The 15,892-nt window shown below is 67.4% G+C and carries 19 protein-coding genes; 12 read left to right on the top strand and 7 right to left on the bottom strand.

What is annotated here, in order from left to right; all coding sequences use genetic code 11:
- Window positions 1–3: 3 nt before the first annotated feature.
- Window positions 4–1,002, bottom strand: a complete 999-nt coding sequence (locus AC07ZS_RS11970) for a Bug family tripartite tricarboxylate transporter substrate binding protein (protein ID WP_494798824.1) — start codon at window positions 1,000–1,002, stop codon at window positions 4–6.
- A 32-nt stretch (window positions 1,003–1,034) separates the two neighbouring features.
- Window positions 1,035–2,012, bottom strand: a complete 978-nt coding sequence (locus AC07ZS_RS11965) for a tripartite tricarboxylate transporter substrate binding protein (RefSeq protein ID WP_494798823.1) — start codon at window positions 2,010–2,012, stop codon at window positions 1,035–1,037.
- Between the two features lie 85 nt (window positions 2,013–2,097).
- Here AC07ZS_RS11965 and AC07ZS_RS11960 point away from each other — a divergent pair, with 85 nt between their 5' ends.
- From AC07ZS_RS11960 to AC07ZS_RS11940, 5 genes are all read left to right on the top strand, one after another.
- A complete protein-coding gene (locus AC07ZS_RS11960) occupies window positions 2,098–3,006 on the top strand; it encodes a LysR family transcriptional regulator (RefSeq protein ID WP_494798822.1) in 909 nt (302 codons plus the stop codon).
- Window positions 3,007–3,186: 180 nt separating this feature from the next.
- The gene (locus tag AC07ZS_RS11955) at window positions 3,187–3,738 is read left to right on the top strand and encodes a DUF6622 family protein (RefSeq protein WP_494798821.1); all 552 of its coding nucleotides are present in this window, start codon (window positions 3,187–3,189) and stop codon (window positions 3,736–3,738) included.
- Window positions 3,739–3,823: 85 nt separating this feature from the next.
- Complete coding sequence (locus tag AC07ZS_RS11950; protein ID WP_494798820.1) at window positions 3,824–4,468, top strand: TetR/AcrR family transcriptional regulator; 645 nt, start codon at window positions 3,824–3,826, stop codon at window positions 4,466–4,468.
- A gap of 96 nt (window positions 4,469–4,564) precedes the next feature.
- Window positions 4,565–5,581, top strand: a complete 1,017-nt coding sequence (locus AC07ZS_RS11945) for an amidohydrolase family protein (RefSeq protein WP_494798819.1) — start codon at window positions 4,565–4,567, stop codon at window positions 5,579–5,581.
- 33 nt (window positions 5,582–5,614) lie between these two features.
- Complete coding sequence (locus AC07ZS_RS11940; protein ID WP_494798818.1) at window positions 5,615–6,589, top strand: Bug family tripartite tricarboxylate transporter substrate binding protein; 975 nt, start codon at window positions 5,615–5,617, stop codon at window positions 6,587–6,589.
- Window positions 6,590–6,598: 9 nt separating this feature from the next.
- Here the strand turns inward: AC07ZS_RS11940 and AC07ZS_RS11935 are convergent, their stop codons facing one another.
- Complete coding sequence (locus tag AC07ZS_RS11935) at window positions 6,599–7,702, bottom strand: OmpA family protein (RefSeq protein ID WP_494798817.1); 1,104 nt, start codon at window positions 7,700–7,702, stop codon at window positions 6,599–6,601.
- Window positions 7,699–8,136 (bottom strand): hypothetical protein, encoded by a 438-nt coding sequence (locus AC07ZS_RS11930; RefSeq protein WP_494798816.1) that lies wholly within the window; start codon window positions 8,134–8,136, stop codon window positions 7,699–7,701. Before AC07ZS_RS11930 ends, AC07ZS_RS11935 begins: the two co-directional genes overlap by 4 nt.
- A 175-nt stretch (window positions 8,137–8,311) precedes the next feature.
- On the opposite strand from AC07ZS_RS11930, the gene AC07ZS_RS11925 reads away from it, so the two are divergent.
- Together AC07ZS_RS11925 and AC07ZS_RS11920 are read left to right on the top strand one after the other, a co-directional pair.
- Entirely contained in the window at window positions 8,312–8,554 is a 243-nt protein-coding gene (locus AC07ZS_RS11925) for a glutaredoxin domain-containing protein (RefSeq protein ID WP_494798815.1), read from the top strand.
- 80 nt (window positions 8,555–8,634) lie between these two features.
- Entirely contained in the window at window positions 8,635–9,129 is a 495-nt protein-coding gene (locus AC07ZS_RS11920; RefSeq protein WP_494798814.1) for a GFA family protein, read from the top strand.
- 4 nt (window positions 9,130–9,133) lie between these two features.
- Here the strand turns inward: AC07ZS_RS11920 and AC07ZS_RS11915 are convergent, their stop codons facing one another.
- Window positions 9,134–9,331 carry a hypothetical protein gene (locus tag AC07ZS_RS11915; RefSeq protein WP_494798813.1) on the bottom strand — a complete coding sequence of 66 codons (198 nt, stop codon included), beginning with the start codon at window positions 9,329–9,331 and terminating at the stop codon, window positions 9,134–9,136.
- A 164-nt stretch (window positions 9,332–9,495) separates the two neighbouring features.
- On the bottom strand, window positions 9,496–9,729 hold the full coding sequence (locus tag AC07ZS_RS11910) for a hypothetical protein (protein ID WP_494798812.1): 234 nt from the start codon (window positions 9,727–9,729) through the stop codon (window positions 9,496–9,498).
- A 237-nt stretch (window positions 9,730–9,966) separates the two neighbouring features.
- Here AC07ZS_RS11910 and AC07ZS_RS11905 point away from each other — a divergent pair, with 237 nt between their 5' ends.
- Window positions 9,967–11,073 (top strand): DUF2325 domain-containing protein, encoded by a 1,107-nt coding sequence (locus AC07ZS_RS11905; protein WP_494798811.1) that lies wholly within the window; start codon window positions 9,967–9,969, stop codon window positions 11,071–11,073.
- 10 nt (window positions 11,074–11,083) lie between these two features.
- Here the strand turns inward: AC07ZS_RS11905 and AC07ZS_RS11900 are convergent, their stop codons facing one another.
- Window positions 11,084–12,037, bottom strand: coding sequence for a LysR family transcriptional regulator (locus tag AC07ZS_RS11900; protein ID WP_494798810.1), 954 nt, complete (start codon window positions 12,035–12,037; stop codon window positions 11,084–11,086).
- Window positions 12,038–12,142: 105 nt separating this feature from the next.
- Between AC07ZS_RS11900 and AC07ZS_RS11895 the strand changes: the two genes are divergently transcribed.
- Genes AC07ZS_RS11895 through AC07ZS_RS11880 form a run of 4 tightly spaced genes read left to right on the top strand, consistent with a single transcriptional unit; the run spans window position 12,143 to window position 15,844 of the window.
- Window positions 12,143–13,612 (top strand): form I ribulose bisphosphate carboxylase large subunit, encoded by a 1,470-nt coding sequence (locus AC07ZS_RS11895; protein ID WP_444687748.1) that lies wholly within the window; start codon window positions 12,143–12,145, stop codon window positions 13,610–13,612.
- Between the two features lie 27 nt (window positions 13,613–13,639).
- A complete protein-coding gene (locus tag AC07ZS_RS11890; protein ID WP_494798809.1) occupies window positions 13,640–14,089 on the top strand; it encodes a ribulose bisphosphate carboxylase small subunit in 450 nt (149 codons plus the stop codon).
- Window positions 14,090–14,109: 20 nt separating this feature from the next.
- Window positions 14,110–15,081, top strand: a complete 972-nt coding sequence (gene cbbX, locus AC07ZS_RS11885) for a CbbX protein (RefSeq protein ID WP_494798808.1) — start codon at window positions 14,110–14,112, stop codon at window positions 15,079–15,081.
- Window positions 15,074–15,844, top strand: a complete 771-nt coding sequence (locus AC07ZS_RS11880; protein WP_494798807.1) for an HAD family hydrolase — start codon at window positions 15,074–15,076, stop codon at window positions 15,842–15,844. Before cbbX ends, AC07ZS_RS11880 begins: the two co-directional genes overlap by 8 nt.
- The last annotated feature ends 48 nt before the right edge of the window (window positions 15,845–15,892 follow it).

The following is a 15,892-nucleotide window of genomic DNA, read 5'->3' as shown; positions in this document are numbered from 1 at the left end:
TCTTCAATCGGTCTGTGCGCCGGTGAGCTTCACGAGCTTGGCGTACTTCTCGGCCTCGGCGCGGACAAAAGCGTCAACCTGTGCGGTTGACATGGGGGCGACCGCGCTGCCTTCCGCCTCCAGGCGGGCGCGCAGATCGGGTTCGCTCAGCACCTTGGAAATTTCGGCATGCAGCCGCTGGATGATGGGCTCGGGCGTTTCGCGCGGAGCGAAGTAGCCGCCCCACAGGCTGAACTCGAAGCCGGGGACGGCCGATTCGGCAACCGTCGGCACGTTGGGCAGCGCGGACAGCCGTCGCGCCGAGGTGACCGCCAGCGCCTTGATCTTGCCACCCTTGATGTGCGGCAGGATGGCCGACGCACTGGAGAACAGGAACTGCACCTGGCCACCCAGCAGATCCGTGATGGCCTGTCCCGCGCCCTTGTAGGGCACGTGGAGCATGTCGGTCTTGGTGGCGTTGGCCAGCGCAGCGGCGGCCAGGTGCCCCGGCGTTGCCGTGCCTGACGATGCATACGACACCGTACCCGGCTTGCTTCGTGCCAGATGCAGCAGTTCCGCGAGGGAGTTGTACGGCGCGGCCGCCGGTGCCGCCATGACCAGCGGAGAGTCGCCCACCAGCGCGACCGCGCGGAAGTCTGTCAGGCTGTCGTATCCGGGCACTTTCATGGCCGACCGGTTGACGGCCATCTCGCCCGTCTGCCCCAGCAGCAAGGTGTAGCCATCGCCGCGAGCCTTGGCCACTTGGCGGGCACCCAATGCGCCACTGGCACCGGGCTTGTTGTCGACCAGAATGGCTTGCCCCAGCGGACGGCTCAGGCGCTCACCCACCAGTCGGGCAAACAGATCACCCTGGCCGCCAGGGGCGTAAGGCACGATCACCGTGATGGGCTTGGAGGGGTAGTCGGATTGCGCGGATGCGTGGCCCAGCCACAGGCTGCCCGTGGTGGCTGCGCTGCTTGCCAGCCATTGCCGACGTGTCATGGAATCAAAAAAATGGGTCATGGGAGTTCTCTTCGGCTCTTGTGAAGGGCTGCTCAGCGCAGCTTGAGTTCCGGGCTGCTGACCACCGCGCGCCAGGACGCGAGCTCCTTGGCGAGTTCCTTGCCAAAGGCGGCTGACGTCATGCGCAGCGGATCGGCGCCTTCTTCTTCCAGTCGGCGCCGGACGTGCTCGGACGCGGCGATCTCGTTGATGACCCGATTGAGTGTGTCCACCACAGCCGGTGGCACGTTGGCGGGCGCCAGAACGCCCCACCAGGTGCTCACGTCGTAGTCGGCCACACCCGCCTGCGCCATCGTGGGCACGTCCGGAAACAGCGGGGAGCGCTTGTCGTCGGTGATGGCCAGCACCGCCAGCTTGCCGGCTTTCACGTGCGGCAGGATGGTGGGCACGGTGGCAAAAAACACATCGACGCGTCCCGCCAGCAGCTCGACGGTGGCGGGTGCGCTGCCTTTGAACGGCACATGGGTCATGGGCACCCCGGTTTTCTGGCGAAACATCTCGCCGGCCAGGTGGTTGATGCTGCCCTCGCCCGCAGAGCAGTAGTTCAGCCCATCGGGTCGGGACCTGGCCGCCGCGATCACCTGTGCCACCGTGCGCGCGCCCAATTGCTGGGACGCCACCATCAGCAGCGGCCCCCGGCCGATCATGGCCACCGGGGTGAAATCCTTGGCCGGATCAAAGGGCAGTTTGGGTTTGATCGCCGCATTGGTGGCGAAGGTCGACGTGGCGAACAGCAGGGTGTGGCCGTCCGGCTTGGCCTTGGCCACCGCATCGGCACCCAGGGCACCGCCAGCGCCTCCCTTGTTTTCGACCACCACGGGCTGGCCGAGCTTCTCCTGCATGAACTTGGCCAGATCGCGGGCCATGCTGTCGGTGCCACCGCCGGCCGCGAAAGGCACCACCAAGGTGATGGGACGGCTGGGGAAGGGCTGTGCAACGGCCGGCAGCGAGAAGCCCAGGGCCGCGGCCACGGTGGCGAAGGCCCATGAGCGCCGAAATACAGATTTCATGTTTGTCTCCTGTGAGGACGCCATGGTCCCGGTCCTTGAGGATGTTGTAAATTGCAAAAATTCTTTTGATTAATGTGAGTTGCACATGAATTTCGATCTGGCGGACTTGCGGGCCTTCATTGCCGTGGCGGATCTGGGCAGCTTCAGCGCAGCATCTCAAGCGCTTCACCTGTCCCAGCCCGCCCTGTCCCGGCGGGTGGAAAAGCTTGAGCAGGCGCTGGGGTTTCGGCTCTTCGATCGCACCACACGCAAGGTCGAGTTGAACGCCATGGGGCGCAGCTTCATTCCTCGGGCCCGCCACGTGCTGAACGAACTCGAGTCCGCCTTGCTGGGCATGACCGACCTCTCCGACAGGCTGCGTGGCCTGGTCACGGTGGCCTGCGTCCCCTCGGCGGTGAACACCTTCGTGGCCAATGCCCTGATTGAATTCCACCGCCTGTATCCGCGCATCCGGGTCCGCCTGATGGACGAGAGCGCCACCGAGGTGTTGATGGCGGTCGCACGTTCGGAGGCCGACTTCGGCATCAGCTACCTCGGCACTCAGGAGCCGGACCTGGAGTTCGAGCCGCTGTTGGAAGAGGATTTCGTGCTGGCCTGCCTGCCCGCGCATCCCCTGGCCCAACGAAAGAGGGTCACCTGGTCAGAACTGGCGGAGCACGAGTGCGTGATGCTGGCGCCGGGCAGCGGCAACCGGATGCTGATTGACCAGGCGCTGGCGGCATTGCCGGTGCGGCCGAGCTGGTCATGCGAAGTGAGCCATGTTCCTGCGTTGATCAGCCTCATCGAGTCAGGCATTGGCATCGGCGCCGTGCCGCGCTTTGCCCTGTCCTCACGAACGCCGGCGGCGCTGTCCACCGTTCCGCTGGCAGAACCTCGGGTGGCGCGAACCATTGGCATGATCCGGCGCAGAGGTCGTCCGCTGGGGCCGGCAGCGCAGGCATTCCATGACCTGATGACCCGATCCCGTGTCGCTGCGAATCGCACCCATCGCTAAAAAGTCCGATGGGGCATCGGCTTTCGCGGCCCGGTGGTCGCCGCCGGGGCCACCGCCGCTCACCCTCGCCTGAAAACATCTCGCGGCGCTCCAGCGCGGTTTCGTCGCAACCCGGTCGCCAGGCGCGCCCACGCCCGGCACAGTGCGGTCTCCCTCAACATCCTCTTCGCGGAGCCCACCATGCTGCTGCAACTGCTCGCCAACCACCCCGAAGCCGTGGTCCCTGTCCTGCGCCAGACCCCCTTGTGGGTGTGGGGCCTGCTCGCGGCGTTCCTCGCGCTGGGCGTCAGCCAGCTGCGCGACCGCAGCGCCAGCCTGGCCCGCGTGTCGCTGATGCCCGTGGCGATGACGGTCTTCTCGGTGTCGGGCACGTATTCGGCCTTCGGTGCGACGCCTCACCTGGCCCTGGCCATCTCGGCCTGGCTCATCGCTGCGGTGCTCGCCTTCGCCCTCGTGGCGCGCGGCCGCGCCGACGATGTGCAATACGACCCGGTGCAGCGCCTGTACCGCCTGCCGGGCAGCGTGGCCCCCTTGCTGCTGATCGTGGGCATCTTCCTGGTGAAGTACGTGGTCGGCGTGGACCTCACCATGGCGCCGCAGCTGGTCCGCGACACGCCCTACGTGCTGAGCGTTGCGGCACTCTATGGCGCGTTCACGGGTGTCTTCGTCGGCCGCGCCGCGCGCCTGTGGCGCCTGGCAATGCGGCCCGCCAAAAGCCCTTTATTCACTTAATGGTGAATAAAGGGTTGCGAAAGGGAGTTCGGGTACGCTCTGGCGGCATTGCCCGCCCCCGTTTTCCCCGCACAAGGACCCCGCCGTGACCGCCAGAAAGGCCCCTTCCGAGCCCAAGATCCGCGATTCCGAGCGCTCCAAGGCCGCCATCCTGGTGGCCGCGCGCGAGGAGTTCGCCCGCGCGGGCCTGGGCGGCGCGCGGGTGGAGCGCATCGCCGAGAAGGCGGCGGTGGACAAGAAGCTTGTCTACTACTACTTCAAGGACAAGGACGGCCTCTTCGCCGCCGCGCTGGAAAGCGTCTACGCCGAGATCCGCAACGCCCAGCTCTACCTGGACCTGCAGGGCATGCCGCCGCTGATCGCGCTGCGCCGGCTGGTGGAATTCACCTGGGACTACTACATCGCCCACCCCGAGTTCATCACCCTGCTCAACAGCGAAAACCTGCACCTGGCGCGCCACCTGCACGGCTCGCAGCGCATCCGCGAGCTGAACTCGCCGCTGGTGCAATCGCTCGGCGACATCCTGGAGCGCGGCCAGAAAGCGGGCCTGTTCCGCGCCGGCATCGACCCGGTGCAGCTCTACATCACCATCGCCGGCTGCTCCTACTTCTACCTCTCCAACATCCACACCCTGTCGGCCGGTTTCAACCGCGACTTCAAGGCGCCCAAGCAGCTCACGCAGCGCCTGGCCCACATCACCGAGGTGATCTCGGCTTTCGTGCTCGCCTAGCGGTTTTCTTCACCGCTCAGGGAAAACCAGGGGCTTCGCGCCCCTTTTCTTTGCCCTACAATTCTCCAAATGGTGAATAAAGAGCGAGAAAAGCCCATGCGAAAGATCGACAGTTACGCCCACATCCTGCCGCGCAGGTATTTCGAGCGCATGGCCGAGCTGGCCAAGGACAAGGGTGCCATCAAGCGCTGGTTGACGATTCCGGTGCTGTACGACCTGGACGCGCGCCTGAAGATGATGGAAGGCTTCCCCGAGTACCAGCAGATCCTCACGCTCTCGAACCCGCCCATCGAGCTGATCGCCGGCCCCGAAGACTCGCCCGCGCTGGCCCGCCTGGCCAACGAGGAGATGGCCAAGATCCGCGACGCGCACCCGGACAAGTTCCCCGCCTTCGTGGCCTCGTTGCCCATGAACAACCCGGCCGCCTGCCTGGAAGAGATGGACCACGCCATCAACACCCTGGGCGCGCGCGGCATCCAGGTCTTCACCAACGTGAACGGCCGCCCGCTGGACGAGCCCGAGTTCTGGCCCATCTTCGAGGCCGCCGTGAACACCTACGACGTGCCGGTCTGGATGCACCCCGCGCGCGGCGCGAACATGGCCGACTACGCCTCGGAGAAGAAGTCCAAGTTCGAGATCTGGTGGACCTTCGGCTGGCCCTACGAGACCAGCGCCGCCATGACGCGCATGGTGTTCTCCGGCTTCTTCGACAAGCTGCCCGGGCTCAAGCTCATCACCCACCACATGGGCGCCATGATCCCGTTTTTCGACGGCCGCGTCGGCCCGGGGCTCGACCAGTTCGGCAGCCGCACCTCGGACGAAGACTACGAGGGCCTGCTCAAAAGCATGGCCAAGCGCCCGATCGACTACTTCCGCATGTTCTACGCCGACACGGCGCTGGCCGGCGGTCGCTCCGGCCTGCGCTGCGGGCTGGACTTCTTCGGTGCGAAGCAGGTCGTGTTCGCCTCCGACTGCCCCTTCGACCCCGAAGGCGGCCCCATGTTCATCCGCACCATCCCCGAAGCCATCGACTCGCTGAACCTGCCCGAAGAAGAGCGGGAAGGCATCTACTTCCGCAACGCGCTGCGCCTGCTGAAGATGCCCTGCTGCTAGTCGCCACACCCACCTTTCCAAGGAGACACGACGATGAAGAACCCATGGATCCGCGCGCTGCTGGCCGGCCTGCTCGCCGCCACCGGCCTCGGCGCGCACGCGCAGGCCCAGACCTACCCCAACCGCCCGGTGCGCATCATCGTGCCGTACGTGCCCGGCGGCACGGTGGATCTGGTGGCGCGCGTGCTTGCGCAGCGCCTCACCGAGCAGATGGGCCAGCCCTTCGTGGTGGAGAACCGCGCGGGCGCCAGCGGCGTCATCGGCAGCGACCTCGTGGCCAAGGCCCCGGCCGACGGCTACACGCTGCTGGTGCAGTCGCCCACGCTGATCGCCAACCCGCTCATGGTGCGCAAGGTGCCTTACGACGTGGTCACGGATTTCACGCCGGTGTCCTTCCTCGGGTCCGTGCCCATGGTGGTGGCGGCGCACCCCAGCGTGCCGGCCGACGACCTCAAGCACTTCCTCGAAGCCGCGCGCGCCAAACCGCAGGGCTTCAGCCTGGGCACCTCGGCCATCGGTTCGCCCATGCACGTCTCGCTCGAAGCCATCAAGTTCGGCGGCAAGCTGGAGATGCCCATCGTCGCCTACCGCGGCACGGCAGCGGCCCTGAACGACCTGCTCGGCGGCCAGATCAGCGTGATCATCGACGCCCTGCCGTCCACCGCGCCGCACATCGCCAGCGGCAAGCTCAAGGCCCTGGCCGTGACCACCAAGGCCCGCCTGCCCAGCATGCCGAACGTGCCCACCGTGGCCGAGTCCGGCATCCCCGGTTTCGAGATGGTGACCTGGTATGGCCTGTGGGCGCCGGGCAAGCTGCCCGAGGCCATCAGCAAGCGCCTCACGGAAGAAAGTGCCAAGGCCATGCGCTCGGCGCTGGTGACCGAGCGCCTGGGCGCGCAGGGCTTCATCGCCGCGCCCATGGGCCCGGCGCAGTTCGCGCCCTACATCACCAAGGAGATCGCGACCTACGCGCGCATCGTGCGCGACGCGAAGATCCAGATCGACTGAGCCCCGCACTCAGCGCCGCGTGTCCTCCAGCCACACCAGCCGCACGCTGCGGTTGGCCTGCTCGGGTTTCTGGTCGGGCGTCACGCGCGGCAACGCGGTCTCCGTCAGGTAGGACACCATCAAGCGTTCGGGCGCGACGCCGCCCTGCGACGTCAGCAGCCCGAGCACCGCGAGCGCGCGCTGGTGCGCCAGGCGGTCGTTGTGGCTGCGCGAGGCCATGGTGTCGGTGTGCGCCTGCAGCAGCAACAGGGTGCGGGGGTTCTCGCGCAGCGCATTGCGCGCCAGCTCGATGGCCGCGAGGCCTTCTTTTGAGACGACGGCCCTGTCGGGCTCGAACAGCACCGCCGGTAGCTGCGGCAGCGGTGGCGGCACCGGGGGCTGACCGCCGCAGGCTTGGCCGCAGTGGTTCTGGATGTGGATGACGTGGTCTGTCGGGTCGTCCTTCTTGTCGGGTGCCGTGGACGCGATCGCGAAGCCCAGCAACATCAGCAAAGCCAGCCCGCTGAGCCCCGCCATCCAGGGCTGCTCCTTCTCGAAGCGGTGCTGCACGCGCAGGTATTGCGCCAGGGGCAGCACCTTGGCGACGGCCGCCCAGTTCTTCGCGCGCGCGCTCTTGCCCTTGAGGATCTCCTGCGCCCGCAGCACCGGGTCGGCGATCGACGGCGGGTTCCCTTGCAACTGGTCGAGCTGGCTCTCGATCTGCGCCAGATTGGCCGCCAGCTTGCCCAGCGTGGGGTAGTTGGGCGGCAGCAGGTCGGCGCCGTGTGCATTGATGTGCTTGCGCACAGCCTGGAGTTCGTCCAGCTCGGTCTTGCTCAGCAGGTTGTCGTGCGTGCCCAGCAGGCCGGAGCGGTACAGCGCGTCCGGCTTGAGGATGCGCAGCGCGAGCCATAGGGCCCAACAGATCAGCGCGAAGCCGATGACCAGCAGCGCGATCGCCAGCAGCCAGCGGCCACTGAAGGGGGCGATCTTGCCCAGGCCGCTCAGGGGGCTGCTGCCGATGACCAGCGCGGCGGTGGCCGCGAAGGCCGCGGCCAGCCATTTCACCGTCTCGCGCAGCGTCGTGGCCGCCGACGAGAAGTCGGGCTTGGCCGTGTCGGCGGTCTGGCTCATAAGGCCTCGTTCTGTGGGGAGTAGTCCAGGGGCGCCGGGGCGGCCGTCTCCACGTAGATGTGCATGCGCACGCGCTGGTCAGGCGCCCGCATCGCCCGGGCCACCGCCCTGAGCTGGGCCACGTCGAAGGCCTGGCCGGCAGGCACCTGGAACTCCAGTTCCAGCCGGTCGTCCCGGGCGACGCGCACGTTCATGCGGGCGCCGGGAAGGGCTTCGTCGAGCCAGGCGGGTGGCCTGACGTACTGCGGCAACACCAGCGGGGTCGGCTCACCGAACACGCTGGACCGGGGTGGCCGCCGGCGTCCCACGTGCAGGTAGAGCACCACGCCGTCGTCGTTGTCGTCGGGCTCGGGCCAGACATAAGGGGGCTGGGGCGGCGGTGCCGCAGGGGCGTCTCGCCCACCCACGACCACCTTGGCACCGTCGCATTCCACGGTGTAAGACCCGTCAGGATTCGGAACGACTGTCATCGCCATGATCGCACCCCCGCCCGTGAAGCTCTTGGCACAGTAGCTGAAGATCGGCGCTGCTTCAATCCCCGGTTGCCCGCCCCTCGCGCACCGTCCCGGCGGCGTCAAGGGCCTTCATCGGGCGCATAAACTCCGATCCATGTCACTCAAAATCACCGTCTACTCCAAGTCCGCCTGCCCGCAATGCGAGTCGGCCAAGATGCTGCTCAAGTCCCGCTCGCTCGACTACGAGGAGATCAAGATCGACGACGAGGCCGAACGCCTGGCCTTCTACGAAAAGTGCGGGCCCTCGGTGCGGCAGATGCCCCAGATCTTCATCAACGACCAGCGCGTGGGCGGCCTGCAGGGCCTGCAGGCGGCGCTGGCGCAGCTCGCGCGGTAACCCGCCTGTCCCGATCAGGCGTTGTCCGACCGCCTTCGCGGTGTCGGGCACGCCCAATGGTGGTTTGCAAGGAGAACGCCATGAAGCTCGAAGGCTCCTGCCATTGTGGCCGCGTGCACTTCTCGGTCGAATCGGCCGAGCCCGTGCCCTTCATGCGCTGCTATTGCTCTATTTGCCGCAAGACGGCGGGCACCGGTGGCTACGCGATCAACCTCGGTGCCGACCACCGCACGCTGAAGGTGAAAGGCAAGCGCCACTTGCGCGTCTACCAGGCCACCATCGCCGAAGGCGACGGCGAGGTGCGGCACAGCACCGGCCAGCGCCACTTCTGCGGCGTGTGCGGCACCGCGCTCTGGCTGTACGACCCGAGCTGGCCGACGCTGGTGCATCCGCACGCCGGCGCCATCGACACACCCTTGCCCGAGCCGCCCGCGAACGTGCACATCATGCTGGGCTCCAAGGCCGAGTGGGTGCGCGTGGAAGGCCGCAAGGGCGACCAGCGGTTTGACGGGTATCCCGACTTCTCGCTCAAGGAATGGCACCAACGGCATCGGCGGGAAGACCCCGCCGGCTGAGCCTTCAGGCGCCGAGCTGCTCGATCCGCTTCTCCATGTCCAGCAGGCCCATCAAGCCCAGTGCCCCGGTGGAAATGCCCAGGTAGATCAGCGCGTCCCAGGGCGACTGGTCCTGGCCCAGGGCCACGGCCAGATGAAGGAGAGAGGCGATGGCCGCCATGCCGGCCACCAGGATCACGCACAGCTTGAAAAATTCTTTCATCGCCATTCTCCTTGGATCAACGGGGAACGCACCGTGTGACAGCAAGAGGCGAGTGTGGAATCGAATGCAGGGTGGCCGTGTAGGAAGACGAAAAATGCGCGTGTAGGAGATGTCCCACACGGCCAAGCCCCTCCGGCGGGGGAGGGGCAGGCGGCCTGACGGGCTCAGGCGGCGAGCATCCAGCGCGGGGGGCTGGGTTGTTGAGGGTTGCGGTCTTCGACCGTCCCGAGCTGCACCACGCGCAGGCCCTGGGGCAGCCGGGAAGAGGAACGCGGGTACAGGTACGGGCACTCGTCGAGCCACAGGTCGGGCTGGTTCTGCAGGTTCTTCACGCAGCTGTTGAAGATCAGCCCTTCGGCAAAGCCGGGTTGTTCACCAAAAATCTTGTAGATAAACACGAAAGCACTCCCAGAAGCAATGGAACAAGGGATGGGTCGCATGCACTTGAAACTTCTTTCGCACATGCTGCCACCGTTGCGTGGCAAGCATATGACGTGCAGCGCGATCGCTTTGTAGGAGTTGTGGCAATTTTCACGCGAGGCCATGAGAAGCGGCGAGCGGCAAGCGCCAGCGCGTTGGTGACAGTTTCGCTATATTCTTGCGTATATATCGAAAGTGACCGCCGTATGCCGCCCTTGTCTTCAGCCGTGCCCCGCATCCACTGGGTCTGTCTCGGTCCGCACCTGCAGGGCCTGGTGCTGCGCACCTGCCTGCCTGCGCCAGGTCTGCGCCGGCTCATGGCGCCCTTCACCGACGTGTTCGGCCCGTCAGACCACGGGCTGCGCAGCGAAGCCGCGCGGCTGGCTTCGCTGCACACCGGCCTGGCCCGCGCGCTGCAGGCCACGCTGGACGAGCTGCACCGGGAGGCGGTCGGGCAGTCGTCCCGTGCGCAGACCGAGGCCGAGCTTCTGGCTCTGTGGGACGCGGCCACCCGCGCGGGGGACATCGGGGGCGCCTGCTGGGCCCTGGTCACCGACGGCCGGAGCGCGCCCCGGCTGAGGTCGCTGATCTCGCGCGACATCGAGCAGCTCACGAGCGCCGCCGGTGCCCAGCGCGGGCGCGACGCCGCTGAAATCGGTGCCTTGCGCACGCAGGTGGCGGCCATCGACGAATCGTGGCGCATGAGCGCCACGCTGCTCGAAGCCGCGAAGGACGCGAAAGAGCGCGCCGAATCGCTGTCTTCGGCCCTCATGTTCCAGGTCGGCCGCCGGGAGCAGGCCGAAGTCACGGCGTTGGCCGCGGAGGCCAACGCGCTGCGCCTGGAGCAGGAGACGATCCAGCTCAAAGTCCAGCTCGGCGAACTCGGGCGCGAGCTGTCCGTCGTGGAAGAACAGCTGCGGGGCTGGGTGAAAGGCGAGGGCGCCGACGCCTCGCCGCTGGGCCCGCTCATCCGCGGCCGCAAGCTGCTCTACGTGGGCGGCCGGCCCAGCGCCAACCCGGCCATCCGCGCGCTGGTGGAGCGGCACGGCGGCGAGTACCGGCGCCATGAAGGCGGCGTCGTTGCCCCGACTAACGAACGGCTGTCCGACGAACTCGCCTGGGCCGACCTTGTCGTCGCACCGCTGGACTGCGTCGACCGCGAATCCGCCGTGGCGCTGCAGCGCGCCTGCCGGCACAACGGGCTGGACTATGTGCCGCTGCGCACCGCCAGCATCGCCAGCTTTGCCGCCGGCCTGTGCACCACCCTGGCCATGCCGCGCTTGCCGCTGCCGGTCAACGGGCTCTGCCTGCGGCACGGATGAGGGCGGCTTGTCAGTTCTTCGCCTCTGACTTGTCCGGCCCGACAAAGTGCGCCGGAAAACTCTCCGCCAGATACGCCTCCCCCCGCTCCAGCACGAAGTAGCGAAACGCCTCCGCCGCCGGTGACAGCAGCTTGGACTGCGTGTGCACCACGTTCCAGGCGCGCACCACCGGCGCGCCCTCCACGTCCAGCACGGTCATCAGCTGGTTGCTCAGCTCCAGGCCGATGGTGTGCAGCGACAGAAAACTCAGGCCCATGCCGGCCATCACGGCCTGCTTGATGGTTTCGTTGCTCGCCATCTCCATGATCACGCGCAGCTCCACGTGCTCGTCGGCCAGAAATTTCTCCAGCGCCGCGCGCGTGCCCGAGCCCTGTTCGCGCACGATGAAGTCGTATTCCCGCAGCAGCGCCGCCGGCACATGGCCCGCGCGCGCCAGCGGGTGGTCCACCGGCGCCACGAACACGTGCGGGTGCGCGGCGAAGGGCTCGGCGCGCGTGGCCAGCTCCTTGGGCGGGCGGCCCATGATCGCGATGTCCACCTCGTTGGCGTGCAGCATCTTCACCAGCTGCTCGCGGTTGCTCACCGCCAGGCGGATGTCGATGCTGCCGTGCTCGCGCCGGAACTCGGCCAGCAGGTGCGGCAGGAAGTACTTGGCCGTGCTCACCATGCCGATCACCAGCGTGCCGGTCTCCAGCTTCTGCAGCCGCGCGGCCGCGTCCTCCGCGTCCTTCAGCGTCGCCAGCACCTTCCTCGCGTAGACCAGCATGTACTCGCCCACGGTGGTCAGCGCCACCTTGCGGCCGTTGCGCTCGAACAGCGGCATGCCCACGTGCCCTTCCAGTTCCTTGACCTGCATCGTCACCGCCGGCGGCGTGAGGTGCAGCACCTGCGCCGCCCGCGCAAAGCTGAGGTGGCGCGCCACCTCGCTGAACACGCGCAACTGCCGGAAGGTGGCGTTCTTCATTCAGTAATTCCTTAATTGACTTGCAAGAAATCGTGAATTTACTTTATTCAGACCGAAATCTACAGTCCGCTCCACCCCAGACAAACCCCACTTTTGGAGCCACCGATGAGCAACGCCCCCACTGGTTCAACCGAGATCACCGACGCCAAGAAGCGCTACAGCGCGGGCGTGCTCAAGTACAAGCAGATGGGCTACTGGATGCCCGACTACGTGCCCAAGGACACGGACACGCTGTGCCTGTTCCGCATCACGCCGCAGGACGGCGTGGACCCCGAGGAAGCCGCGGCCGCCGTGGCCGGCGAGTCGAGCACCGCCACCTGGACGGTGGTGTGGACCGACCGCCTCACCGCCTGCGACAGCTACCGCGCCAAGGCCTACAAGGTCCAGCCCGTGCCCAACCGCCCGGGCGAGTACTTCGCCTGGGTGGCCTACGACCTGATCCTGTTCGAGGAAGGCTCCATCGCCAACATGACGGCGAGCCTGATCGGCAACGTCTTCAGCTTCAAGCCGCTGAAGGCCGCGCGGCTGGAAGACATCCGCATTCCCGTGGCCTACGTGAAGACCTTCAAGGGCCCGCCCACCGGCCTGGTGGTCGAGCGCGAGCGGCTCGACAAATTCGGCCGCCCGCTGCTGGGCGCCACCACCAAGCCCAAGCTGGGCCTGTCGGGCCGCAACTACGGCCGCGTGGTCTACGAAGGCCTCAAGGGCGGGCTGGACTTCATGAAGGACGACGAGAACATCAACTCGCAACCCTTCATGCACTGGCGCGACCGTTTCCTGTTCGTGATGGACGCGGTCAACAAGGCCAGCGCCGAGACCGGTGAAGTCAAGGGCAGCTACCTGAACGTGACCGCCGCCACCATGGAAGACATGTACGAGCGCGCCGAGTTCGCGAAAGAGCTGGGCTCGGTGATCGTGATGGTGGACCTGGTGATCGGCTACACCGCCATCCAGAGCATGGCGAACTGGTGCCGCAAGAACGACATGATCATGCACATGCACCGTGCGGGCCACGGCACCTACACGCGGCAGAAGAACCACGGCGTGAGCTTCCGCGTGATCGCCAAGTGGCTGCGCCTGGCGGGCTGCGACCACCTGCACACCGGCACCGCCGTCGGCAAGCTCGAAGGCGACCCGCTCACCGTGCAGGGCTACTACAACGTCTGCCGCGACAGCTACACCAAGACCGATCTGCCGCGCGGCCTCTACTTCGACCAGGACTGGGCCGACCTCAAGAAGGTCATGCCCGTGGCCTCGGGCGGCATCCACGCCGGCCAGATGCACCAGCTGATCGAGCTCTTCGGCGACGACGTGGTGTTGCAGTTCGGCGGCGGCACCATCGGCCACCCCATGGGCATCCAGGCCGGCGCGGTGGCCAACCGCGTGGCGCTCGAAGCCATGGTGAAGGCACGCAACGAAGGGCGCGACCTGCTGCAGGAAGGCCCTTCCATCCTGAAGCAGGCCGCGCAGCACTGCAGCCCGCTCAAGGCCGCGCTCGATACCTGGGGCGAGATCAGCTTCAACTACCAGAGCACCGATTCCAGCGATTACGTGGCTACGCCCGCGATGGCCTGAACCCATTCACTTCGAGGACCGCACACCATGATGACCAACGCCACCGGCCGCATCACGCAAGGCCAGTTCAGCTTCCTGCCCGACCTCACGGACCCGGAGATCACCGCGCAGATCGAATACGGCCTCAAGCGCGGCTACGCCTGGAGCGTGGAATACACCGACGACCCGCACCCGCGCAACACCTACTGGTCGATGTACGGCAACCCCATGTTCGACCTGCACGACGCCGCCGGTGTGCTGCAGGAGCTGCAGGCCTGCCGAAAAGCCTTCCCGCGCCACTACATCCGCATGATGGCCTTCGACTCGACGCGCAACGTCGAGACCATCGCGATGAGCTTCATCGTCAACCGCCCGGCCAGCGAGCCCGGCTTCATGCTGGAGCGCCAGGAGGTCAACGGCCGCAGCCTGCGCTACACCACGCGCGGCTACGGCGCGGTGCAGCCCGAAGGTGAACGCTACCGCGACACCGCCGCCTGAGCACCGGGGAGCGCGCCGCCATGTCGTACCTCATCCCCGGCAGCACGCCGCCGCCGCTGTCCACCGATGCCACCGTGACCACCGCGGCGGCACCGGTGGCCACACCGCCCGCGCGCTCGGTCGGTGCCGTGCTGGCCGACACGCAGGTCGAGGCCGTGCTGCAGGAGCTGGACGACGAGCTCGTGGGCCTGGCGCCCGTCAAGGCGCGGGTGCGCGACATCGCCGCGCTGCTCGTCATCGACAAGCTGCGCACCGGCCTGGGCCTGCCCTCGCAGCCGCCCAGCCTGCACATGTGCTTCTCGGGCAACCCCGGCACCGGCAAGACCACGGTGGCCCTGCGCATGGCGCAGATCCTTCACCGTCTGGGCTATGTGCGCAAGGGCCACCTGGTGGCCGTCACGCGCGACGACCTGGTGGGCCAGTACATCGGCCACACCGCGCCCAAGACGCGCGAGGTGCTCAAGAAGGCCATGGGCGGCGTGCTGTTCATCGACGAGGCCTACTACCTCTACCGCCCCGAGAACGAGCGCGACTACGGCCAGGAAGCCATCGAGATCCTGCTGCAGGTGATGGAGAACCACCGCGACGACCTGGTGGTGATCCTCGCCGGCTACGAGGACCGCATGAACACCTTCTTCCAGTCCAACCCCGGCATGCGCTCGCGCATCGCGCACCACCTCACTTTTCCCGACTACAGCGCCGGCGAGCTGATGCAGATCTCGCGCCAGATGCTGGCCGAGCAGAACTACCGCTTCAGCCCCGAGGCCGCCGAGGCCTTCGAGCGCTACCTGGGCCTGCGCCTGCAGCAGCCGCACTTCGCCAACGCGCGCAGCGTGCGCAATGCGCTGGACCGCGCGCGCCTGCGCCAGGCCAGCCGCCTGTTCGCGCAGCCGCAGCGCGAGCTCACCGCCGAAGAACTCACCACGCTGCAGGCGCCCGACATCCTGGCCAGCCGGCTGTTCAGCGACGCCGAAGGGGCCGGCCATGCTTGAAGCCCTCATCTTCGATGTGGACGGAACCCTGGCCGACACCGAGGCCGCGCACCGCGCCGCCTTCAACGACGCCTTCGCCGAAGTGCGCCTGGACTGGCACTGGGACGACGCCACCTACATCCGCCTGCTGCAGGTCTCGGGCGGCAAGGAGCGCATCGCCCACCACTGGCGCATGGTCGAGCCCGACGTGGCCGGCGGCAAGGCCGCGCAAGCCACCATCGAGCGCGTGCACGCCATCAAGACGCGCCTCTATGAAAGCCGCGTGAGCGGCGGCCAGCTCGCACTGCGCCCGGGCGTGCTGCGGCTCATGCGCGAGGCGCTGGCCAGCGGACTGCGCCTGGCCATCGCCACCACCACCACGCCGGCCAACATCGACGCCCTGTTGCGCACCCCGCTGGGCCCGGACTGGAAGCGCCACTTCGCCGCCATCGGCGACGCGGCCACTGCGCCGCGCAAGAAACCCGACCCGCAGGTGTACCAGCAGGTGCTGGCCACGCTGGGACTGCCGGCCAGCGCCTGCCTGGCCTTCGAGGACTCGGCCAACGGCCTGCGCGCGGCCACCGCCGCCGGCCTGCAGACCCTGGTCACGCCCACCGTGCACACCGCTGACCACCGCTTCGACGACGCCCTGCTCGTGCTGCCCCACCTGGGCGACGTGAACCAGCTGCTGCCCAGCGGCGTGGCCGGCATGGAGCAGCGCTGGGTCACCGTGGACGCGCTGCGGCGCTGGCACGCCGGCACCACGCTGTTCGAGTCGGCCTGAGCCCCCCTTTCTTTTCAAAACACAGCGTCGCCCCACGATGTCCCGCCC

Source organism: Hydrogenophaga sp. GW456-12-10-14-TSB4 (assembly GCF_059424305.1).
The sequence above is the reverse complement of the archived record's forward strand: the minus strand, read 5'-3'. Positions and strand labels throughout refer to the sequence as shown.